The organism is Streptomyces sp. NPDC090445, assembly GCF_044769385.1.
Lineage (GTDB): Bacteria > Actinomycetota > Actinomycetes > Streptomycetales > Streptomycetaceae > Streptomyces.
Genome location: NZ_JBIVXV010000001.1, coordinates 298,509 through 319,751 on the forward strand (window position 1 = coordinate 298,509; position 21,243 = coordinate 319,751).

15 protein-coding genes and 1 riboswitch are annotated in these 21,243 nt (G+C 74.4%); of the genes, 7 read left to right on the forward strand and 8 right to left on the reverse strand.

Annotation, left to right across the window (positions count from 1 at the left end):
* Positions 1–13: 13 nt before the first annotated feature.
* Entirely contained in the window at positions 14–2,272 is a 2,259-nt protein-coding gene (locus tag ACIQUT_RS01360; RefSeq protein ID WP_403557987.1) for a germacradienol/geosmin synthase, read from the reverse strand.
* Positions 2,273–2,615: 343 nt separating this feature from the next.
* Positions 2,616–6,284, reverse strand: a complete 3,669-nt coding sequence (cobN, locus tag ACIQUT_RS01365) for a cobaltochelatase subunit CobN (RefSeq protein ID WP_403557989.1) — start codon at positions 6,282–6,284, stop codon at positions 2,616–2,618.
* Between the two features lie 33 nt (positions 6,285–6,317).
* Positions 6,318–6,480, reverse strand: a riboswitch (cobalamin riboswitch).
* A 402-nt stretch (positions 6,481–6,882) separates the two neighbouring features.
* On the opposite strand from cobN, the gene ACIQUT_RS01370 reads away from it, so the two are divergent.
* From ACIQUT_RS01370 to ACIQUT_RS01380, 3 genes are read left to right on the forward strand one after another with little or no spacing between them, the layout of a single operon-like run.
* Positions 6,883–8,391: a cobalamin biosynthesis protein CobG gene (locus tag ACIQUT_RS01370; RefSeq protein ID WP_403557991.1), complete on the forward strand. Its 1,509-nt coding sequence runs from the start codon at positions 6,883–6,885 to the stop codon at positions 8,389–8,391.
* The gene (locus tag ACIQUT_RS01375) at positions 8,388–9,035 is read left to right on the forward strand and encodes a precorrin-8X methylmutase (RefSeq protein WP_403557993.1); all 648 of its coding nucleotides are present in this window, start codon (positions 8,388–8,390) and stop codon (positions 9,033–9,035) included. Before ACIQUT_RS01370 ends, ACIQUT_RS01375 begins: the two co-directional genes overlap by 4 nt.
* The gene (locus tag ACIQUT_RS01380) at positions 9,032–10,549 is read left to right on the forward strand and encodes a precorrin-2 C(20)-methyltransferase (RefSeq protein ID WP_403557995.1); all 1,518 of its coding nucleotides are present in this window, start codon (positions 9,032–9,034) and stop codon (positions 10,547–10,549) included. Before ACIQUT_RS01375 ends, ACIQUT_RS01380 begins: the two co-directional genes overlap by 4 nt.
* Positions 10,550–10,934: 385 nt before the next feature.
* Here ACIQUT_RS01380 and ACIQUT_RS01385 read toward each other — a convergent pair whose 3' ends face one another.
* From ACIQUT_RS01385 to cbiE, 3 genes are read right to left on the reverse strand one after another with little or no spacing between them, the layout of a single operon-like run.
* Positions 10,935–11,732 (reverse strand): cobalt-precorrin-6A reductase, encoded by a 798-nt coding sequence (locus tag ACIQUT_RS01385; RefSeq protein WP_403557997.1) that lies wholly within the window; start codon positions 11,730–11,732, stop codon positions 10,935–10,937.
* Positions 11,722–12,471, reverse strand: coding sequence for a precorrin-4 C(11)-methyltransferase (gene cobM, locus ACIQUT_RS01390; protein WP_403557999.1), 750 nt, complete (start codon positions 12,469–12,471; stop codon positions 11,722–11,724). Before cobM ends, ACIQUT_RS01385 begins: the two co-directional genes overlap by 11 nt.
* Positions 12,468–13,742: a precorrin-6y C5,15-methyltransferase (decarboxylating) subunit CbiE gene (cbiE, locus tag ACIQUT_RS01395; protein WP_403558001.1), complete on the reverse strand. Its 1,275-nt coding sequence runs from the start codon at positions 13,740–13,742 to the stop codon at positions 12,468–12,470. Before cbiE ends, cobM begins: the two co-directional genes overlap by 4 nt.
* Before the next feature lie 136 nt (positions 13,743–13,878).
* Between cbiE and ACIQUT_RS01400 the strand changes: the two genes are divergently transcribed.
* A complete protein-coding gene (locus ACIQUT_RS01400) occupies positions 13,879–14,802 on the forward strand; it encodes an oxidoreductase (protein ID WP_403558002.1) in 924 nt (307 codons plus the stop codon).
* An 11-nt stretch (positions 14,803–14,813) separates the two neighbouring features.
* On the opposite strand, the gene ACIQUT_RS01405 is transcribed toward ACIQUT_RS01400, so the two are convergent.
* The gene (locus ACIQUT_RS01405) at positions 14,814–15,485 is read right to left on the reverse strand and encodes a DUF1326 domain-containing protein (RefSeq protein WP_403558004.1); all 672 of its coding nucleotides are present in this window, start codon (positions 15,483–15,485) and stop codon (positions 14,814–14,816) included.
* Positions 15,486–15,703: 218 nt separating this feature from the next.
* Here ACIQUT_RS01405 and ACIQUT_RS01410 point away from each other — a divergent pair, with 218 nt between their 5' ends.
* Positions 15,704–16,471 carry a DUF2182 domain-containing protein gene (locus tag ACIQUT_RS01410; RefSeq protein ID WP_403559262.1) on the forward strand — a complete coding sequence of 256 codons (768 nt, stop codon included), beginning with the start codon at positions 15,704–15,706 and terminating at the stop codon, positions 16,469–16,471.
* Positions 16,472–16,907: 436 nt separating this feature from the next.
* On the opposite strand, the gene ACIQUT_RS01415 is transcribed toward ACIQUT_RS01410, so the two are convergent.
* Positions 16,908–17,948: a trypsin-like serine peptidase gene (locus tag ACIQUT_RS01415; protein ID WP_403558006.1), complete on the reverse strand. Its 1,041-nt coding sequence runs from the start codon at positions 17,946–17,948 to the stop codon at positions 16,908–16,910.
* Between the two features lie 252 nt (positions 17,949–18,200).
* Between ACIQUT_RS01415 and ACIQUT_RS01420 the strand changes: the two genes are divergently transcribed.
* Together ACIQUT_RS01420 and ACIQUT_RS01425 are read left to right on the forward strand one after the other, a co-directional pair.
* Entirely contained in the window at positions 18,201–18,869 is a 669-nt protein-coding gene (locus tag ACIQUT_RS01420; RefSeq protein WP_403558008.1) for an O-methyltransferase, read from the forward strand.
* Positions 18,870–18,998: 129 nt separating this feature from the next.
* Positions 18,999–19,766, forward strand: a complete 768-nt coding sequence (locus tag ACIQUT_RS01425; protein ID WP_403558010.1) for a tyrosine-protein phosphatase — start codon at positions 18,999–19,001, stop codon at positions 19,764–19,766.
* Between the two features lie 395 nt (positions 19,767–20,161).
* On the opposite strand, the gene ACIQUT_RS01430 is transcribed toward ACIQUT_RS01425, so the two are convergent.
* Positions 20,162–21,211 (reverse strand): helix-turn-helix domain-containing protein, encoded by a 1,050-nt coding sequence (locus ACIQUT_RS01430; RefSeq protein ID WP_403558012.1) that lies wholly within the window; start codon positions 21,209–21,211, stop codon positions 20,162–20,164.
* Between the last annotated feature and the right edge of the window lie 32 nt (positions 21,212–21,243).

The following is a 21,243-nucleotide window of genomic DNA, read 5'->3' on the forward strand; positions in this document are numbered from 1 at the left end:
CAGGCCTGCAGGCTCAGGCCGGCCGCCGCCCGACGGCGGCCGCCGACACCCCGAACGCCGGCAGACCGAACGAGGCGTGCCCCGGGGCCGCCGCCGGCACCCGGGTCGCCGCCGGCACCGGGGCCGGGGCGCGGCGCAGGTCCTCCTCCCCGTAACGGCGGGCGCTGCGGTGCCAGTGGAGGTTGGACGCCATCCAGTCCTCCAGCCCCCGTACGTACGCGTCCAGCGAGGCGCGCGCCGTCCGGTCGAGGCCGTGGTCCTCGTACAGCACCGGGAGCTGGTGGTCGCGGATGTGCTCGAACTCGCGGATGCGCTGGACGAGCAGGTCGGAGACGATCCGGAACGCCTGCGGGTAGTCGATGTCGAAGAAGTTCTGGGCGACGAGGACGTGGTTGTGCAGCCCGCCCTCGAACTCGACGTCCCGCTGGTATGAGAAGAGGTCGTTGACGAGGCACCCGACGTCGGCGGCGGCGCTCTCCAGCGAGCGCATCACCCCGTCCCGCCACACCGCGGGCGGCACCCCGTCGTCCCCGCGGCCGGCCCTGGCCAGGAACATCGTCAGCTGACTGCCGAAGGTGAGGCGGCGCATCTCCGCGTAGTCGACCGGGTCGGGGATCCGGTTCACGGCGGTGTTGCCGATCTCCCACACCCAGCTGTCCAGCGTCCCGGCGACGTGGCCGCGGAATTCCGCCAGGTCCGCCCCGCCCATGCAGGCGGCCGTCCGGGACCACAGATCCTTCAGGCTCCGCTCCATCACGGTGGCCGGCTCCACCCCGGCCCCCTCCGGGCCGAGCGGCATCAGGGCGATCAGCCGGTCCGTCGCCGCCCGGGCCGCGGCGGGCGACTTCGCCCGGCCGAACACCCTGGGGTAGCAGTCGTCCGCGTACGTGCCCCAGGCCAGCCACAGCGCGCTCAGGCACAGCGCGCCGGCCGTGGCGTCGGGGTCCATGCCCGCGGAGAACAGGGCGAGGTCCATGCCCACCAGCTCGTCCTCGGTCCAGAGGTCCGAGCCGGGGTCGCCGGGCTGCGGCCCCAGCAGGCCCATGTCCCGGCACCAGTCGAGCAGTTCGCGGCGGGCCAGGTCGAGGTGCGGGCTGAGGGAGAGCGGGAACGGCATGGTGACGTCGGGCAGCAGCGACGGCCCCACCTTTTGGTACGGCACGTGTGTGAAGCGGCGCCGCCGCAGGCCTTCCGAGCGGGGGGTGAGGACGGAGCGCCAGTCGAGGGCGGCGGTGCCCGGACCGCCGGGCGCGAACGGCGGGGCGGGCGTCCCGGCGCCCCGCGCCCCCTCGTTCATGTACCGGCTGGAGACCATGTGCCACTCGTGGCCGCCGGACTGCCAGTCCTGCAGGCCCTTCGCGTACGCCAGGACCGCGGCCGCCTCGTCCGGGCGCAGGCCCTGCTGCACGGCGAGGGCGGGGACTTCGGCGAGGGCCGTGTACTCGAACTGCTGCAGCCGGGAGGTCAGCAGGTCGTTCGACAGGTCGGCGGCCTCCTGGGTGGTGCAGCCCAGGAAGGTCTCCAGCACCAGCACGGCGTTGGAGAGTTCGCCCTCCTGCTCGACCTCGCGCTGGTAGGAGAAGAGGTCGTTGCGGATGTGCACCGCATCGGAGAACGCGTCGCGCAGCACCTGCAGGGGGCGGGCGTGCGCGACCCGGGCCGGCACCTCGGCGGCCACGTACTCGACCAGACCGGCGGACCAGGGGGCGCCGCCGACCTTGCGGCGCATCTCGATGTACTCCAGGGGGTTGGCGACCCGGCCCATGTTGATGTTGTGGAGCTCCCACATGGACTCGTCGAGGAGGTTCCGCGTGGACTCGGAGAACCGTTCCCTCCAGTCCATCGACATCGCGGGCACGGTCCGCGTCCACAGGTCCTTCAGGCCCGCCTCGACGGGGTTCGTCGGCTCGGGGAACCCGTCGGCGAGGTCCATCGGCATGAACGCGGCCAGCCCGTCGAGGTACGTCCGGGCGCCCTCGCGGTCCTGGCTGCGCTTGAAGACCTCCAGGAAGTGGTCGTCGAAGAAGAACACCCACACGTACCAGTCGGTGACCAGGTTCAGTGTGTCGACGTCGCAGTCGGGGTGGGTGTAGGAGCACAGCAGCGCGTAGTCGTGCGCGTCGAGGTCCTCCTGGGTCCAGACACCCGAGCCCTCCAGCATCCCGAAGCCGCGGGCCCACTGCGTGGTGTGGGCTCTCGCGGCCTCCAGACGGGGGTTCAGTCGGGCCGGATGGGGCACGTAGAAATCCGGCAGTCGGAACGGCTGCGTCACGGCGGGTCAGGCCTTTCGGTCCGAGGGCGCGGAGGCCCGGACAGCGGCCCCCCGCACGAGATCAGCACGGGCCTACCCGCGGTCCCCCCGTGACAAGGCCGAGTTCACCGCATCAGGTGACACACCCACCGATGCCGTGTCACACCCCGCCCGAGGAGGCTAAGCGCTCCGCGGGAGGTCCCGCGACGGGCGGGCGCCTGGGCCCGTGCGGGACAGGGGTGCACAGAGGCGCCCGGCTCACCACGGGGGGTGGGCCGGGCGCCGTGCTGTCGGGCGGAGGGCTGCGGGGCGGGTTACTCCGTTGTTCCGCCCCGCCACGCCGTTGCTCCGCGCCGCGACTCCGTTACTCCGCCTCGCCCTCCAGGTTGCCCTCCGTGTCCAGGTAGACCTGGCGCAGGGCCTCCAGAATCTGCGGGTCCGGCTTCTCCCACATGCCGCGGGACTCCGCCTCCAGCAGCCGCTCCGCGATGCCGTGCAGGGCCCACGGGTTGGCCTCCTCCAGGAAGGCGCGGTTCTCCGGGTCCAGGACGTACGTCTCCGTCAGCTTGTCGTACATCCAGTCCGCGACCACGCCCGTCGTGGCGTCGTAGCCGAACAGGTAGTCCACCGTCGCCGCCAGCTCGAAGGCGCCCTTGTAGCCGTGGCGGCGCATCGCCTCGATCCACTTCGGGTTGACCACGCGGGCCCGGAAGACGCGGGAGGTCTCCTCCACCAGGGTGCGGGTCTTGACCGTCTCCGGGCGGGTCGAGTCGCCGATGTACGCCTCCGGCGCCGTGCCGCGCAGCGCGCGGACCGTCGCCACCATGCCGCCGTGGTACTGGAAGTAGTCGTCCGAGTCGGCGATGTCGTGCTCGCGGGTGTCCGTGTTCTTCGCGGCCACCGTGATCCGCTTGTACGCCGACTCCATCTCGGCCCGGGCCGGCCGGCCCTCCAGGCCGCGGCCGTACGCGTAGCCGCCCCACACCGTGTAGACCTCCGCGAGGTCGGCGTCCGTACGCCAGTCGCGGGAGTCGATCAGCTGCAGGATGCCCGCCCCGTACGTGCCCGGCCGCGAGCCGAAGATACGGGTCGTCGCGCGCCGCTCGTCGCCGTGCTCGGCCAGGTCCGCCTGGGCGTGCGCCCGGACGAAGTTCTGCTCCGCCGGCTCGTCCAGGGACGCCACCAGCCGCACCGCGTCGTCCAGCAGCCCGATCACGTGCGGGAACGCGTCCCGGAAGAAGCCCGAGATGCGCAGCGTCACGTCGATGCGGGGGCGGCCCAGCTCCGCGAGCGGGATCGGCTCCAGGCCGGTCACGCGGCGCGAGGCCTCGTCCCACACCGGGCGGACGCCCAGCAGGGCCAGGGCTTCCGCGACGTCGTCGCCCGCCGTGCGCATCGCGCTCGTGCCCCACAGGGAGAGGCCGACCGAGGCCGGCCACTCGCCGTTGTCCGTGCGGTAGCGGGTCAGGAGGGAGTCGGCCAGCGCCTGCCCGGTCTCCCACGCCAGGCGGGACGGGACGGCCTTCGGGTCCACCGAGTAGAAGTTCCGGCCGGTCGGCAGCACGTTCACCAGGCCGCGCAGCGGCGAACCGGACGGGCCCGCCGGGACGAACCGGCCGTCGAGGGCCGCCACCACGTGCGCGATCTCGTCGGTCGTGCCCGCCAGCCGCGGCACCACCTCGCGGGCCGCGAAGTCCAGTACGGCCGCCACGTCCGCCGAGCGGCCCGCGGCGTCCGTTGACAGGCTTGCGGCAACCGAGGCCACCGCGGCCGGGTCCCAGCCGGCGTCCTCCATCGCCTGCACCAGGGCCCGCGCCGTCTCCTCCGCCTCGTCCGCGGACGTACGGGTGGCCGCGGACTCGTCCAGGCCGAGCGCCTCGCGCAGGCCGGGCAGGGCCGTCGTACCGCCCCAGATCTGGCGGGCGCGCAGGATCGCCAGCACCAGGTTGACGCGGGACTCGCCGGCCGGGGCGCCGCCCAGGACGTGCAGGCCGTCGCGGATCTGGGCGTCCTTCACCTCGCACAGCCAGCCGTCGACGTGCAGCAGGAAGTCGTCGAAGCCGTCGTCGTCCGGGCGCTCCTCCAGACCCAGGTCGTGGTCCAGCTTCGCCGCCTGGATCAGCGTCCAGATCTGCGCGCGGATCGCGGGCAGCTTCGCCGGGTCCATGGAGCTGATCTGCGCGTACTCGTCGAGGTGCTGTTCCAGGCGGGCGATGTCGCCGTACGACTCCGCGCGCGCCATCGGCGGCACCAGGTGGTCGACCAGGGTGGCGTGCACGCGGCGCTTGGCCTGGGTGCCCTCGCCCGGGTCGTTGACCAGGAACGGGTAGACGAGCGGCAGGTCGCCGAGCGCCGCATCGGGCGCGCACGCCGCCGACAGGCCGGCGTTCTTGCCCGGCAGCCACTCCAGGTTGCCGTGCTTGCCCAGGTGGATCATCGCGTCGGCGCCGAAACCGCCGTCCTCGGCGCGGGCCTGGATCCACCGGTACGCGGCCAGGTAGTGGTGCGACGGCGGCAGGTCCGGGTCGTGGTAGATCGCGATCGGGTTCTCGCCGAACCCGCGCGGCGGCTGGATCAGGATCAGCAGGTTCCCGCGGCGCAGCGCAGCGAGGACGATGTCGCCGTCCGGGTTCTGCGAACGGTCCACGAACATCTCGCCGGGCGCCGGACCCCAGTGCTCCTCGACCTGCTCGCGCAGCTCGGCCGGCAGCTCGGCGAACCACCGCCGGTAGTCGGCGGCCGGGATGCGGACCGGGTTGCGGGCGAGCTGCTCCTCCGTCAGCCAGTCCTGGTCGTGGCCGCCGGCCTCGATCAGGGCGCGGATCAGCTCGTCGCCGTCACCGGACACCAGGCCCGGGATCCCCTCGGCGGGGCCGAAGTCGTAGCCGCCGTCGATGAGGGCGCGCAGCAGCACCATCGCGCTGGCCGGGGTGTCCAGGCCGACCGCGTTGCCGATCCGCGAGTGCTTCGTCGGGTAGGCGGAGAGGACCAGCGCGATCTTCTTGTCGCCGCGGGCGATGTGCCGCAGCCGGGCGTGGCGTACGGCGATCCCCGCGACACGGGCGGCACGCTCGGGGTCCGCCACGTACGCGGGCAGGCCGTCCTCGTCGAACTCCTTGAACGAGAACGGGACAGTGATCAGGCGACCGTCGAACTCGGGCACGGCGACCTGCGTCGCCGCGTCGAGCGGCGACAGGCCCTCGTCGCTCTCCTCCCAGGCGCTGCGTGAACCCGTCAGGCACAGGGCCTGCAGCACCGGCACACCCAGGGCGGCGAGCGCGCCCGCGTCCCAGGACTCGTCGTCGCCGCCGGCGGAGGCCGTCGCGGGACGCGTGCCGCCGGCCGCGAGCACCGTGGTGATCACCGCGTCGGCCGCCTCCAGGGTGGCCAGCAGCTCCGGCTCCGGGGTACGCAGGGAGGACACGTACAGCGGCATCGGGGAGCCGCCCGCCGCCTCGATCGCGTCGCACAGGGCGTGCACGAAGGCGGTGTTGCCGCTCATCTGGTGGGCGCGGTAGTAGAGCACCGCGATACGGGGGGTGGGGGTGGGGGTGGTGGCCATTCCCGCCGTCGCGTCCGCGGCCGCCGGCGCCGGGCGCTGGAGGGCGCCCCAGGTGGGGGCGGCGGCGGGAGGCTCGAAGCCGTGCCCGGTAAGCAGGACGGTGTCGGACAGGAAGCGGGCCAGCTGCTCCAGGTTGGCGGGGCCGCCGTGCGCCAGGTAGGCGTGCGCCTCGGCCGCGATGCCGATCGGGACCGTCGACGCCTCCATCAGCTGGGCGTCCGGGGCCTGTTCGCCGGTCAGGACGACGACGGGGCGGGTCTGCTCGGGGGCCAGCAGCAGGTCCAGGCCGTCCTGCCAGGCGCGCAGGCCGCCGAGGAGGCGTACGACGACCAGGTCGGTGCCGTCGAGGAGGCCGGGGAGGTCGTCGAGGGGAAGGCGGGAGGGGTTCGCGAACCGGTACGGCACCGGGCCGTCCGCGGCCGCTCGGGCGCTGAGCAGATCGGTGTCGGACGTCGACAGCAGCAGGATCATGCGGCGGCAGGCCTTCCTCGGGGTTTCCGCGCCCCGGGCAGTTGAGGACGGCGGGAGTTCCTGACTCACCCGGGTCGGCGGCTGCTCTGCCGGGTTCACAGTGGCGGGACCGCGCCGGAATCGCACCGGGCTTCCTCCCATGTCGCCGTCCTCGGCGATGAGCGGGCCGAATGGCACGCCGAAGGTCATCTTAGGTGCCGCTGCCCCCGGCCGGGAGTGGGGGTCGCAGCGCGGGCCGCGGCCGGACGGGGGGACCCCGCGAGGCGGGACGTGGCTGGTGAACCGGGGGTACGGGCCGCCCCCGGTGCGCCACGCGGCAGCGGATGCGGCAGGCGCACGCCGGGGGCGCGGCGGGAGCGAGCCGGGGCGCCCGCGGGGTGCGCGGACGTGCCGGACGGGGGTGCGCGGACGTGCCGGACGGGGGTGCGCGGACGTGCCGGGTGGTGTGCGCGGACGTGCCGGGTGGTGTGCGCGGACGTGCCGGGTGGTGTGCGCGGACGTGCCGGGCGGGGTGCGGGGCGGGGTTGGCGGCGGGCGCAGGTCGGAGGTGGTGACGGCCACAGGTCGGGGGCCGGGATTCGTGGGTATGCTCGCCGCCATGCCCACACCCCCCTCCGCCCCTGCAGCACGGGACGAACCCGTCATACGGGAGCGCGGTGACGCCTGCCCCGGCGCGCTGCGCCTCCACGCGGCCGACGACGGGTACCTGGCCCGGGTGCGGATCCCCGGCGGGATGCTCGGCGAGGACGCGGCCCTGCTGCTCGCCGACGCCGCCGACCGGCTCGGCGACGGGCACATCGACCTCACCTCGCGCGGCAACGCCCAGCTCCGCGGGCTCGGTGCGAGCTGCGGCGGCGAACTGGCCGGGGTACTGGACCGGGCCGGGCTGCTGCCCGCGCCCACCCACGAGCGGGTCCGCAACATCGTCGCCTCGCCCTTGACCGGCCTGGACCTGCCGGCGCTGCCGGACGTGGCCCCGTGGGTGGCCGAGCTGGACCGGCTGCTGTGTGCCGACCCCGAAGCGGCCGCCCTGTCCGGCCGTTTCCTGTTCGCCCTCGACGACGGCCGCGGCGACGTGGCCTCGCTGGACGCGGACGTCACCGTTGTCGCCCGCGACGCCGAACACGCCCTCGTGTACGTCGCTGCCGCCGCTTCGGGTGCTACCGCTTTGGGTGCTGCCGCCGCTTCGGCTGCTGCCGCCTCGGCCGTGGCTGCCTCGGGCTGGGACGCTGCCGCCGCCAACGCCGCCGCCGTTTCCGCCAACGCCGCCGCCAACGACGCCAACGCCAACGCCAACGCCGCCGCCGTGCTCGTGGCCGCGGAGGATGTGCCGCGTGCCGCGGTGGTCGCTGCCCGCTACTTTCTCGACGCGGTCCGCGCGGCCGGTACGCGCGCCTGGCGGGCTGTCGAACTGCCTGCCGAACACGCCCTGACCGCAGCCGGGTTGGCGGATCGACTGGCGGCCGCCCGGATCCCGGCCACCGTCGTGGCCGAGGCCGGCTCCGTTGCCGCGCTGAAGGGCCGCCGGGACCCGGGCGGCCCCGTGTCCCGCCCGGACGGGCCGGGGCCCGAGCCCGGGATCGTCGCCGGGCCCGGCGCGGCCGTCGCGCTCAGTGTGCTCGCGCCCCTCGGGCGGCTGACCACCGCTCAGTGGCGGCTGCTGGCCGGGCTGACCGGCCGGATGCGGCTCACGCCTTGGCGCGGGATCGTCGTGCCCGGCGTGCCGGCCGACCGGGCCCCGCAGGCCCTGGCCGCGCTCGCGGACGCCGGGCTCGTCACCGCTCCCGATGACCCCTGGCGTTCCGTCACCGCCTGTACCGGGCGCCCCGGTTGCGCCAAGTCCCTGGCCGACGTCCGTGTCGATGCGCGGGCCGTCGCCGCCCGCGCGACCGGACCGCTGCCCGTGCACTGGTCCGGCTGCGACCGCCGCTGCGGGCACCCCCGCGGCACCGCGTGGGTCGACGTCGTCGCCACCCCGGCCGGCTACGACCTCACCGTCCCCGGCGGCAGCCCCCCGCTCCGCGGCATCGAGACTTCCGATCACCTGGCCGCGGCCCTCGCGTCCGCACGCCGCACCACCTCCCACGACGACGCAGCGAAGAAATGAGCGAGTACACAGTGTTTGAGTACGAGAAGGACGGCGCGGAGATCTACCGCCAGTCCTTTGCCACGATCCGCGCCGAGGCGGACCTCTCCGGGCTGCCCGCCTCCGTCGCGCAGGTCGCGGTACGCATGATTCACGCCTGCGGAATGACCGACCTGCCCCGGGACCTCGGCTACACGCCGGACGTCGTCCTGCGGGCCCGCGCCGCCCTGCACGCCGGGGCGCCCGTTCTTTGCGATGTGCAGATGGTCGCGAGTGGCGTCACCCGCAAGCGGCTGCCCGCCGACAACGAGGTGATCTGCACCCTCTCCGACCCGTCCGTGCCCGCCCTCGCGCAGCGCATGGGCACCACCCGCAGCGCCGCCGCCCTCGAAGTGTGGCGTGACCGCGGCCTGCTGGAGGGCTCCGTGATCGCCGTCGGCAATGCGCCGACCGCCCTGTTCCGGCTGCTGGAGATGATCGAGGAGGGTGCCCCGCGCCCCGCCGCCGTCATCGGCGTGCCCGTCGGCTTCATCGGCGCCGCCGAGTCCAAGGACGCCCTGGCCGCCCACCCCTCGGGTCTCGACCACCTCGTCGTCCGCGGCCGGCGCGGCGGCAGCGCCATCGCGGCCGCCGCCCTCAACGCGATCGCGAGCGAGGAAGAATGAGCAGCAGCAGCACCGGAGTTGACGCCGGCGTCAAGGGGCGTCTGTACGGGGTGGGGCTCGGTCCCGGGGACCCGTCGCTGATGACCCTGCGGGCCGTCGAGGTGATCGGCGAAGCCGATGTCGTCGCCTACCACAGCGCCCGCCACGGACGTTCCATCGCCCGCTCCATCGCCGCCCGCCACCTGCGCGCGGACCACATCGAGGAGCCGCTGGTCTACCCGGTCACCACCGAGACCACCGACCACCCCGGCGGCTACCAGGGCGCGATGGAGGAGTTCTACGAGGCCTCCGCCGCCCGCCTGGCCGCGCACCTGGACGCCGGCCGGACCGTCGCGGTCCTCGCCGAGGGCGACCCGCTCTTCTACGGCTCGTACATGCACATGCACAAGCGGCTCGCCGACCGCTACGAGGCCGAGGTCATCCCCGGCGTCACCTCGGTCAGTGCCGCGGCCGCCCGCCTGGGCACCCCGCTCGTGGAGGGCGAGGAAGTCCTCACCATCCTCCCCGGCACCCTGCCCGAGGAGGAGCTCACCGCCCGCCTGGCCGCCACCGATTCCGCGGTCGTCATGAAGCTCGGCCGCACCTTCCCCGCCGTGCGCCGCGCCATGGAGGGCAGCGGCCGCCTCGCCGAGGCCCGCTACGTCGAACGCGCCACGATGGAGGGGGAGCGGACCGGCGTCCTCGCGGACACCGACCCGGACACCGTCCCGTACTTCGCCGTCGCCGTCGTGCCCAGCCGGGTCGGCAACCCCGGCAGCGTGCCGTCCGGGCCCGGCGAGGTCGCCGTCGTCGGCACCGGGCCGGCCGGGCCGCTGTGGCTCACCCCCGAGACGCGCCGGGCACTGTCCGACGCCGAGGTCCTGATCGGCTACACCACGTACCTGGACCGCGTCCCCGCCAGGCCGGGGCAGATCCGGCACGGCTCCGACAACAAGGTCGAGTCGGAGCGCGCCGAGTTCGCGCTCGACCTGGCCCGGCGCGGCCAGCGGGTCGCCGTGGTCTCCGGTGGTGACCCGGGCGTCTTCGCCATGGCCACTGCCGTCCTGGAGGTCGCCGCGCAGCCCGAGTACAAGGACGTGCCCGTACGGGTCCTGCCCGGCGTGACCGCCGCCAACGCGGCCGCCGCCGCGGCCGGCGCCCCGCTCGGCCACGACTACGCCACCGTCTCCCTGTCCGACCGGCTCAAGCCGTGGGAGGTCATCGAGGAGCGGCTGCGCGCGGCCGCCGCGGCCGACCTGGTGCTCGCCCTGTACAACCCGGGCTCGCGCAGCCGGAACTGGCAGGTCGCCAAGGCGCGCGAGCTGCTGCTGGAGCTGCGCCCGGCGCAGACCCCGGTGGTCGTCGCCCGTGACGTGGGCGGGCCGGAGCAGTCCGTCCGCATCGTCACGCTCGGCACGCTGGAGCCCTCCGAGGTCGACATGCGCACGCTGCTTCTCGTCGGTTCGTCGCAGACGCAGGTCACGGAGCGGGCGGACGGCTCGTTCGTCACCTGGACCCCGCGCCGGTACGGCTGAGGGGGAGGGCGGTCGGGCGGGCTGTGCGGGCCCGGAGGGCGGCGTCTTCTGGGCTCGTGCGGTCCTGTCGGCCGGGGGGCTCCCCGTTGGCTGCCTTGAGGATCGCTCTCCGCTGGCTGCCTCGCCGGGTGCTCCCCGTTGGCTGCCCTGCGGGTTGCTCCCCGGTGGGCTGTGTCTTGGCCGGGCGGGGGCGGTGGGTGTCCGGGGCTTCCCGGCAGGAATGGCCGGGAGGTTTTGTTTCGGGGGCGGCCGCGGTCGGAGAGGGCGGGCACCGGTTCCGTTGCCCGTTCCGGCCTTCCCGGATGTGGGTGGAGGGCGGCGGGAGTTGAGGCGCCCCAGATCGCTACGCGCTTCTCTTGTTCGGCGGCCGGCGGCGACTGGTGGGTTACGGCGCCGCGTGCTCGTGCAGCCAGGCGGCCGCGGCTGCTGCGGTGCCGGCTTCCGGGACGCCCTCGGGGACCGGGGGGCGGCGGACGACGAGGACGGGGATGCCGGCCTCGCGGGCCGCGGCCAGCTTGGGGGCGGTGGCGGAGCCGCCGCTGTCCTTGGTGACCAGGAGGTCGATCCGGTGCCGGGAGAGGAGCTCGCGCTCGTCGTCGAGGGTGAACGGGCCGCGGGCCAGCAGTACTTCGAGGTGCGGCGGTACCGGTCCGGCCGGGGAGTCCACGGAGCGCACGAGGAACCACGGGTCGGTCAGGTGCGCGAAGGCGTGCAGGCCGGTCCGGCCGGTGGTGAGGAAGACCCGGGCGGCCCCGAGCCGGGGGAGGAGGGCCGCCGCCGCGTCGAGGTCCGGTGTGAAGGTCCAGTCGTCGCCGGGGCCCGGGGTCCAGCCAGGGCGGCGCAGTGCCAGCAGCGGGACCCCCGAAAGGGCCGCCGCCCGGGCCGCGTTGAAGCTCATCCGCTCCGCGAACGGGTGGGTGGCGTCCACCAGGTGGGTGACCCGGTGGGTGGCGATCCAGGCCGCGAGGCCCTCCGGCCCGCCGAACCCGCCGATGCGGACCTCGCCCGGCGGGAGTACGGGTGCGGCGACCCGCCCGGCCAGTGAGGTCGTCACCCGGAACGGGGGCGGGGGCGGGGGCGTGGGCGGGGCGGGTTCGGGGGCTGCCAGGGTTTCCGCGAGGCGGCGGGCCTCCGTGGTGCCGCCCAGGACGAGGACGTGCCCGGGGTGCGGCTCAGCAGACATGGCGGTCGCGTTCGGGGGAGTACAGGTGGCTGTCGCGGAACTGCTCGGCGCCGAGGGTGCGGCCCACCACGATGACCGCCGTGCGGACCAGGCCCGCCTGCTTCACCTGGTCGGCGATGTCGGCCAGCGTGCCGCGCAGGATCAGCTCGTCGGGGCGGCTGGCCATCGCGACGACTGCCACGGGGCAGTCGGCCCCGTAGTGCGGCAGCAGTTCGCCGACGACCCGGTCCACGTAGCGCGTGGCCAGGTGCAGTACGAGGAGGGCGCCGCTGCGGCCCAGGGTGGCCAGGTCCTCGCCGGGGGGCATCGGGGTGGCCTGCTGGGCGATGCGGGTCAGGATCACGGTCTGGCCGACGGTGGGGACGGTCAGCTCCCGCTTCAGCGAGGCCGCCGCCGCGGCGAACGCGGGCACGCCCGGCACCACCTCGTACGGGATGCCGGCCGCGTCGAGCCGCCGCATCTGCTCGGCGACCGCGCTGAAGATGGACGGGTCGCCCGAGTGGAGCCGCGCCACGTCCTGGCCGGCCTCGTGGGCCCGTACGCACTCGGCGATGATCTCGTCGAGGTTCAGCTGCGAGGTGTCGACCAGGCGGGCGCCGGGCGGGCACTCCGCCAGCAGCTCGCGCGGGACGAGGCTGCCCGCGTACAGGCAGACCGGGGCGGCGGCCAGGGTCCGGGCACCGCGCACCGTGATCAGGTCGGCGGCGCCGGGGCCCGCACCGATGAAGTACACGGTCATATCTGCTGATCCTTCTCGTTCGCGGGCAGGGAGGGGGGCTTGGTCACGGACCACTGGGTGACCGGCATGGCCTGGCGCCAGCCCGTGAAGCCACCGACCGGCACCGCGTGGGCGACGGCCAGTTTCACCAGGTCGCCGCCGTGCCGCCGGTACCGGTCCGTCAGGACGGCCTCCGATTCGAGCGTGACCGTGTTGACCACCAGCCGGCCGCCGGGGGCCAGGGCCTCCCAGGCCGCGTCCAGCAGGCCGGGGGCGGTCAGGCCGCCGCCGATGAACACGGCGTCGGGAGTGGGGAGTCCGGTGAGTGCTGTGGGGGCGGAGCCGGTGACCACGCGCAGGGCGGGCACGCCCAGTGCGGTTGCGTTGCGGGTGATGCGGGCCGCGCGCTCCGGGACGCGTTCCACTGCGACCGCCCGGCAGGACGGGTGCGTGCGCATCCACTCGATGCCGATGGAGCCGGAGCCGCCGCCGATGTCCCACAGCAGTTCGCCGGGGGCCGGGGCGAGGGCGCACAGGGTCGCGGCCCGCACATGGCGCTTCGTCAGCTGGCCGTCGTGCTCGTACGCGGTGTCGGGCAGGCCCGGGGTCGCGCCGAGGCGCGGGCCGGGCGCGGCCGGATCGCGGCGGCAGTCGACGGCCACCACGTTCAACGGGTCGCCGGGCGCGTGGTCCCAGCTGTCGGCGCGGCCCTCGTACGCGTCCTCGCGCTCGGAGCCGAGCTGCTCCAGTACCCGGAGGCGGCTCGGACCGAAGCCCTGCTCACGAAGGAGAGCGGCGATCTCGTTCGGGGTCGCCGCTCCGGCGCTGAGCACCAGCACCCGCCGCCCCTCGTACAGGGCCGCCGCGAGCCGGGCCACCGGGCGGCCGACCACCGTGACGACCTCGGTCTCCTCCACCGGCCAGCCCAGGCGGGCGCAGGCGTACGACACCGACGACGGGTGCGGGTGGACCAGCAGGGCCCCGGGCCCGAGTTCCTCCGACAGGGCCCGCCCGATCCCGTAGAACATGGGGTCGCCGCTGGCGAGCACGGCGATGCGGCGCCCGGCGTGCTCCGCCATCAGCTTCGGCACCGCCGGCCGCAGCGGGCTCGGCCAGGCCACCCGCTCGCCGCGGCAGTCCGCGGCGGGCAGCAGGTCCAGCTGCCGGGGCCCGCCGATCAGCACCTCGGCCGAGGCGAGGGCGGAGCGTGCGGCGGCGGTGAGCCCGGCCCAGCCGTCGGCGCCGAGGCCGACGACCGTGACGGGTATGGGGGGCGGCGGTGCGGGGCTCACGGCGCGGTACCTCGGGGCGTAGGGGACGGACGGACCGCAGCCTACTGGCCGGGAGGCCCGACCCCGGGTCCACCCCCGCGCAGCGACCGGGCTACCCTCGGTAACCCACCGTCGTGAGGACCGTGAGGGAGCCGACATGCCAGGCTGGACTGCCCGGAACATCCCCGACCAGAGCGGCCGCACCGCCGTCGTCACCGGCGCCAACAGCGGCATCGGCTACGCGACCGCCCGGGAACTCGCACGGCGCGGGGCGGAGGTGGTCCTGGCCTGCCGCAGCGCCGCGCGCGGCCACGCCGCCGCCATCCGACTGCGCTCCGAAGTCCCGGGCGCGGAAGTGGAGTTCGCCCCGCTGGACCTGGCCGACCTGGGCTCCGTACGGGAGTTCGCGGACGGCTACGCGCGCCGCCGCCCCGCCCTGGACCTCCTGGTGAACAACGCGGGCGTGATGGCGCTGCCCCACGGGCGGACCGCGGACGGCTTCGAAACCCAGTTCGGGGTCAACCACCTCGGCCACTTCGCCCTGACGGGCCTGCTCCTGCCGCGCCTGCTCGACGCGGCGCCCGGAGCCCGGATCGTGAACGTCTCCAGCGGCCTCCACGCCCTCGGCGACATCGACCACGACGACCTCGGCAGCGAGCGCCGCTACCGGCGCTGGATCGCGTACGGCCGCTCCAAGACCGCCAACCTGCTCTTCACCCACGAGCTCGCCCGGCGGCTGGCGGCCGCCGGCTCCACCATCGTGGCGGCGAGCGCCCACCCCGGATACGCCGCCACGAACCTGCACGCGGGCGCGGCCGGCCGCCCCGTGGCCCGCCTGCTGGAACTCGCCAACGCCGTCATCGCCCAGCCCGCGGCGGCAGGGGCCCTGCCGACGCTGTACGCGGCCACCGCGCCCGGCGTCCGCCCCGACGACTTCTTCGGGCCGCGGCTCGGCTGGCGCGGGGCGCCGGTCCGCTCCCGGCGGGCGAAGTGGACCCTGGACGACGACTCCGCCCGGCGGCTGTGGACCGCCTCGGAGAAGCTCACGTCCGTCGCGTACGAGTCCCTGGCACACCACTGACCGAACCGGTTTCAGGCAGCTTGCTCGACCTCGTCCGGCCCGGCCCAGTCGAACGGGATGTACTTGCTGGACTGGCCGGGCCTGCTCCACTCGAAGCCGAAGGCATCGGCATGGTTGGCCGTCGCCCGGCCCCAGGTCACGACCTGCCCCGGGCCCGTCTCGCAGCCCGGCATGTTCGTCGACTGGACCCGCGCCCCCTCGGGGGTCGTGGGCCCCGAGAGTGCTTCGCCGCGGGCCTCGACCCGGCCCGGAACCGCCGCCCACCAGGCGCTGAGGTCCTCGGAGACCTCCATCTCGATGGGGGCGAAGTCCATGCCCCGCATCTCCGCGCCGAGCATCTCCCCCAGTCGGGCGGGCCATCCGCCGGCCTGCCCACTGAAGATCATCTGGAGCGCCTCGCGCTGGGCGTCGTCGGCGCGCTCGTCGAAGAACACCGCCGCGTACGCCTCGGAGTGCTTGGCCCACACGTTGCCGACGAAGGAGGCCAGCATCAGCACGTTGAGGCCGTCCAGGGACACGTCCCCGTACCGCCCCTCGCGGATGTGCCAGGCCAGGACGCCGTCGCAGGCGCCGTACGTCGGCAGCTGCGCGAACGTGCACGGACAGGGCACATGGCACCTGCACGTGTCGAACCAGTCGCCCACCGCGTGCCACTCCGGGACCGTCACCGTTTCCGCGGACATGTCGCCGCCTCCTCGTGACCGTGAGCACAGGCCTCCACCCCAATTCTCCCCCTCCACCCGAACCGGGGCCATCCGGGCGGGCCCGGCCGCACCGCGCGCCGCAACGCCCCCTGTGCTGTCCTGTACCTGTGCGTCGCCTCGACCGCAGAGCCCTCTCGCCGCCCCTGAGGCCGGCGAACCTCCTGCCGGCGCGGGAACTCGCCTTCGCCTGGTCCGTCATGATCGTGCTCGCGCTGCTCGCGTGGGCCCTCGTACTCGACCAGGCCCGGGGCATGGGCGTCGAGCCCGGCACCATGGGCATGGACCTGCCGCTGTTCCTGCTGCTGTGGGTGATCATGATGATCGCCATGATGTTCCCGTCCGTGGCGCCGGTGGCGGTCACCTGGGCCCGGTCCATCGGCCGCGCGTCGGCCGGCGCGGCCCGCGCGGCACGGCTGACCCAGTTCGTCTGCGGCTACCTGCTGGCCTGGACGGCCTTCGGGCTGCTCACGTACGGCATCCTCGCGCTCACCGGCACCGCCGTGGCGGACCACCCCGACGCCGGCCGCTGGATCGGCGCCGGCGCCTTCCTGCTGGCCGGGCTCCAGCAGATCGGCCCCCTGAAGGACGTCTGCCTGCGGCACTGCCGCAGCCCCATGGCCCACCTCGTGCGGTACGCCGGCTTCCGCCCCTGGGCCCGGGACCTCCGCGTCGGACTCCACCACGGCCTCTACTGCGTCGGCTGCTGCTGGGGCCTGATGATCGTACTGATCCCGCTGGGCGTCATGAACGTCCTGGCGATGGCCGCCCTGGCCCTGGTCATCTTCGTGGAGAAGCTGTGGCGGCTCGGCCCGCTGTTCTCCCTCGCGGTCGGCGCCGCCTTCCTCGCCCTCGCCGCCCTGGCCCCGTTCCACCCCTGGCTCCTGCCCGGCCTGGAACCCCCACAGCAGCCGATGCCGGACATGGACATGCTGCCGCCGCCCCCGGCGCCGGTCGTGCTGCCGTGAGCCGTACGGCGGCCCCGCAGGCCGTCCCCGAGCCCGTCCGCACGTCCATCCCCGAGCCCGTCCACGCGTCCGTCCGCCCCCGGCTTGCGCCAGGGCGCCCCGGACACGACCCGAACCGGCCCATGCCGGCCGGGGACACTCGGTGCCATGGACAACGACCCGGACAACCACCCAACAGCCGATGCCACGGCAGGGTATGCCCGGCCCGAACCGGAGGAGCCACCACCCGACCGCGTACGGGACCACCGCGCACGGGACGATCGCGTACGGGACGACCGCGCAGGGGACGACCGAGCGCCGCGTCGACCGAGCACGGGACCACCGCGTACGGGACGACCGCGCACGAGGGGACGACCGAGTGCCGCGTCGACCGAGTCGACGAATCCGGCCCGACCGGACACCCGGGGGCGCACGACACCCCCGGAAGGACAATGGGCTACCGGGAAGCCCCCGATCCGTCCTGCCCCTGCCCCTGCCGGGGCAGCGGGCCGGCCTGTCGGCGGCCCGGGTTCGCCGGACCCGTGATGGCCCGCTCGTACAGCGCGCGCACACCGTCGCCGAACCGGCTGCTGTACGAGGTCTTCTCGTCCCCGCCCCCGTCACGGCCGCCGATCACCCCGATCAGGGTGTGCCCGTCGGTCAGCACCGGACCGCCGCTCGTGCCGTTGGGTACATCCGCGCAATCCAGCCGCAGCTGCGTGGGCCCCTCGGCGCGGGCGGTGTTGAAGCACTCCAGCGACTGCTCGGCGGTGTTCGGGAAGCCCACGAGCCGTGCCGGCGCGGGCAGTTCGGCATCGAACCGGAGCGTCTCCGCCCCCGTCACGTCCTCCAGCTCCTCGCCGGGCCGCCCCGGCCTCCGCAGCCGCAGGAACGCCACGTCGTAGTCGGGGTCCTGGTCCTCGGTCCAGCGCGGGTCCACGTCGATCCGGGTGGGCACCCACACCCCGTACGGGGCCTGCCCGTCCCGGTAGCCGGGCACGAAGGCGAGGTTGGTGCGGAAACCCAGGGCGGCCCGGTACACGCAGTGCGCGGCGGTGGCGACCAGGTCGCCGGCCGGGGAGTGGACCACGACGCCCGAGCAGTGGTGTTCGGGGTCGCCGTCGCTGCCGGGGGAGAACAGCGCTCCGACCGTGGGCTCGCCGGCGGCAGGCCGCGCCACGAGCGGGTCGGAGGGCCGCCAGCCGCCCGACCGCCAGTTCGTGTTGCGCCGCGGGGCGGCCTGCCGCGCGCGCAGCCCCGGATCGGCCTCCGTCTCCCGTACGATCCCGTCCAGCAGGGCCGACGCCGTGCGGTCGGCGGTCTCCGGGTCCTGCAGGTACGTTCCGCGGGCCCGGTCGCCCGCCGCCGAGTTCGCCACGATGCCGCGCAGCTGCCACGCGTACGCGGCAACGCCCGCCAGCACCGCGCAGCACCCGACGAGGAGCAGCCGGCGACCGATGCCCCGCCTGCCGCCCCGCCTGCGCCCTGTGGTGACCATGTGGACTCCCGCCCGCTGCCTGCCCTGTTTCCCGTTTCCCGCCCCCTGTTCGACGGGGGCGGCCGCAGCGGGAGTTCCCCACGGGCATGTGGCCGTCCTCACAGCGATCCGCCCACCCCGATCCGCCCACCCCGATCCGGGCGCCGCCGCCCGGGCCGCCGCCGCGCCCGGCCGTTTCCGCAGCCGAACGCGGTCGTTGTCCACCCCGGACGGCGGCGCAGGGCCCCGTCCTCGCACGAAGGGGCAGAGGCCATGGACAGGACCCCCGGTTCGGCGAAGACGGTGCCGATCACCCCGGAGGTGTACGCGTACCTGCTCGCGCAGACCGAACCGCCGACGCCCGTCCAGCAGTCGCTGGCCGCCCGCACGCGCGAGCTCGGCGACATCGCGGTCATGCAGGTCCCGCACGAGCAGGCCCGCTTCCTCACCCTCCTCACCCGGATCGTCGGCGCCCGCCGCGTCGTCGAGGCCGGCACCTTCACCGGCTACTCCACCCTCGCCCTCGCCGAGGGCCTCGCCCCCGGCGGGCGCGTGGTGACCTGCGACATCTCGGAGGAGTGGACGGCGATCGCCCGGGAGGCCTGGCAGGAGGCCGGCGTCGCCGACCGCATCGACCTGCGGCTCGGCCCGGCCGCGGACACCCTCGCCGCCCTCCCCTACGAGGCCGAGATCGACCTGGCCTTCCTGGACGCCGACAAGGGCGGCTACCGCACCTACTGGGACGAGCTCGTGCCGCGGATGCGGCCCGGCGGGCTGCTCCTCGCCGACAACGCCCTGTACGGCGGCAACGCCGCCCGCCCCGACGCCACCGGGAACGCCCTGGCGATCCGGGAGTTCAACGCCCACGTACGCGCCGACAACCGGGTCGAGTCCGTCCTCCTCCCCATCGCGGACGGCCTCACCTTCGCCCGCAAACGCTGACCCCGCCCGCCCGCCCGCCCGCCCGCCCGCCCGACCCGCCCCGCCCCGAACGGACTGACCGACCGACGGGCCGGCCTCCGAAGAGGCATCCTTGATCGCAATGGCCAACACCCGATCAAGGAGCCCAAGTTGACCCGACAGCCACCACACCCGACGGCCGCGGCGCACAGCCGCCACATCACCTTCGACCGCCTGCACAACTTCCGCGACCTGGGCGGCTACCGAGGCGCCGACGGCCGTACGGTCGCCTGGGGCACGCTCTACCGCGCCGACTCGTTGGGCAAGTTCCAGACCGGGGAAGCCGACTGGGACCGCTTCCTCGCCCTGGGCATACGCACGGTCATCGACCTGCGCTACCCCTGGGAGATCGAGGCCAAGGGGCGGATCCCCGAGCCCGGCCGTTTCACGTACGCCAACCTCAGCATCGAGCACCGCCCGTACGACCAGGCCGCCATCGATCCCGACATCGACCCCTGGCGGTACCTGGCCGACCGGTTCGCGGAGGTCGCCGAGGACGGGGCCGATGAGATCCGACAAGCAATCGAGCTGATCGCCACCGGGCCGGGCCCGGCGGTCTTCCACTGCGCCTCGGGCAAGGACCGCACCGGACTCATCGCCGCCCTCCTCCTCACCCTCCTCGGGGTCTCCGAGGAGGACATCCTCGCCGACTTCGCCCTGACCGAGCTGGCCACCGAGCGGCTCCTGGCCGACTGGCACGCCGCCAACCCGGACCGCACCATGCGCTGGCCGTCGTACGGGCGCGCGCCGGCGATCGTCCTGTCCCTGGTCCTCGCCGACCTGTCGGCGCGCTACGGCTCGCCGACCGGCTACCTCACCGACCGCGTGGGCATCACGCACGCAACGCAGAACCGCCTGCGATCCCGCTTCCTGACCTGACGGCGGCAGCCGCAACCGGCCACCACACCATCGCCGGCCGAGCCGGACCCTTGGGGCCGGGGGGCTACCTGCCGCTCGGCGGCTTCGGCCACGGGGTTCCGTGGACGGATGCGTCGAGGACGTCTCCCAGCCCACGCTTACGTCACGTCGGTCATGTCGTCAGCGACATGACCGACGCCATAGCGCTCTACCAGCGACTCGGATTTCGAGAAGCTCCACCTGGTCAAGTCCCGGATCGAGGCGACCAGCGCCCAGGCCGGCGGATGGCGTGATCGCTTCGAAGGGCTCCACATCAGCTGTGATCTTCCGAGAGACCTGAGGGGGCACGGGGACACCGTCGGCCGGCGCGAGGACCGCGGCGCTTGCAGGGCGTGAGCTCGCCACCGCCGGACGCGTCATCCCCCCACCGCCCCGACCGCCCCGACCGCCCCCACGACACCCGCCACACCCACCGGACTGACGAAAACCCCAGGAATGGTCTCGCCCGGCACGGCGGGGGCGGAGCGGCTGCGGGTGCGGAAGGTGCGGCGGTAGGTGTCCGGCGGGACACCGACCGTCCGGGCGAAGTGGCGGCGCAGGGTGGTGGCGGTGCCCATGCCGGTGGCCGTCGCGATGGTGTCGACGGTGTCGTCGGTGGTCTCCAGCAGTTCCTGCGCATGCCGGATGCGTTGGGTGAGGAGCCACTGCAGCGGCGTGGTGCCGGTGACCGATCTGAAGTGGCGCCCCAGATGGCGCGAACTCATCCCGGCCTGACGGGCCAGGTCCTCCACCGTGAGCGCCTGGTCGAGGCGTTCCAGCACCCAGGGGAACAGGCGGGCCAGCGGATGGTTGCCGGGGGCGGGCACGGGAGTGGTCACGAACTGGGCCTGGCCTCCGTCGCGGTGCGGAGGGACGACCAGGCGCCGGGCGATCGTGTTGGCGACGGCCGAGCCGTGGTCGAGGCGCACCAGGTGCAGGCAGAGGTCCATGGCGGCGGCCTTGCCCGCGGAGGTGAGCACGCTGCCGTTGTCCACGTAGAGGACGTCGGGATCCACCGTGACCTGCGGGTGGCGTCTGGTCAGCTCCTCGGTGTGCGCCCAGTGCGTGGTCGCGCGCCGGCCGTCCAGGAGGCCGGCGGCGGCGAGCACGAAGGCGCCCGTGCACAGAGAGGCCACGCGGGCCCCCGCCTCGTGGGCCGCGCGCACGGCGTCGACCAGCTCGGCCGGCGGGTCCTGGTCGACGTCGGCCCAGCCGGGGACGATCACGGTGTCGGCTCGCCGGAGATGGTCGAGTCCGTGGTCGGGGTCCAGCCGGAAGCGGTCGACCCGGACGGCGCTCGGACCGCAGAGCGCGAAGTCGTACCAGGGGTCGACTATGTGGGTCAGATCGGCGCCGAAGACCTCGATCGCCAGGGACAGTTCGAAATGCAGCATGCCGTCGGTGATGGCCAGGGCAACAGTGGTCACGTCCGGAAGTGTACGGGTCATGTCGTTCCGGA

Bases quoted from the DNA above. Each gene is read 5' to 3' on its own strand.
- cobM (WP_403557999.1), bottom strand. From the start codon at position 12,471: ATGACCGTGTACTTCATCGGTGCGGGCCCCGGCGCCGCCGACCTGATC.
- cobN (WP_403557989.1), bottom strand. From the start codon at position 6,284: ATGATCCTGCTGCTGTCGACGTCCGACACCGATCTGCTCAGCGCCCGA.
- ACIQUT_RS01415 (WP_403558006.1), bottom strand. From the start codon at position 17,948: ATGGTCACCACAGGGCGCAGGCGGGGCGGCAGGCGGGGCATCGGTCGC.
- ACIQUT_RS01370 (WP_403557991.1), top strand. From the start codon at position 6,883: ATGCCCACACCCCCCTCCGCCCCTGCAGCACGGGACGAACCCGTCATA.
- ACIQUT_RS01380 (WP_403557995.1), top strand. From the start codon at position 9,032: ATGAGCAGCAGCAGCACCGGAGTTGACGCCGGCGTCAAGGGGCGTCTG.
- ACIQUT_RS01420 (WP_403558008.1), top strand. From the start codon at position 18,201: ATGGACAGGACCCCCGGTTCGGCGAAGACGGTGCCGATCACCCCGGAG.
- ACIQUT_RS01385 (WP_403557997.1), bottom strand. From the start codon at position 11,732: ATGTCTGCTGAGCCGCACCCCGGGCACGTCCTCGTCCTGGGCGGCACC.
- ACIQUT_RS01405 (WP_403558004.1), bottom strand. From the start codon at position 15,485: ATGTCCGCGGAAACGGTGACGGTCCCGGAGTGGCACGCGGTGGGCGAC.
- ACIQUT_RS01410 (WP_403559262.1), top strand. From the start codon at position 15,704: ATGATCGTGCTCGCGCTGCTCGCGTGGGCCCTCGTACTCGACCAGGCC.
- ACIQUT_RS01375 (WP_403557993.1), top strand. From the start codon at position 8,388: ATGAGCGAGTACACAGTGTTTGAGTACGAGAAGGACGGCGCGGAGATC.
- ACIQUT_RS01400 (WP_403558002.1), top strand. From the start codon at position 13,879: ATGCCAGGCTGGACTGCCCGGAACATCCCCGACCAGAGCGGCCGCACC.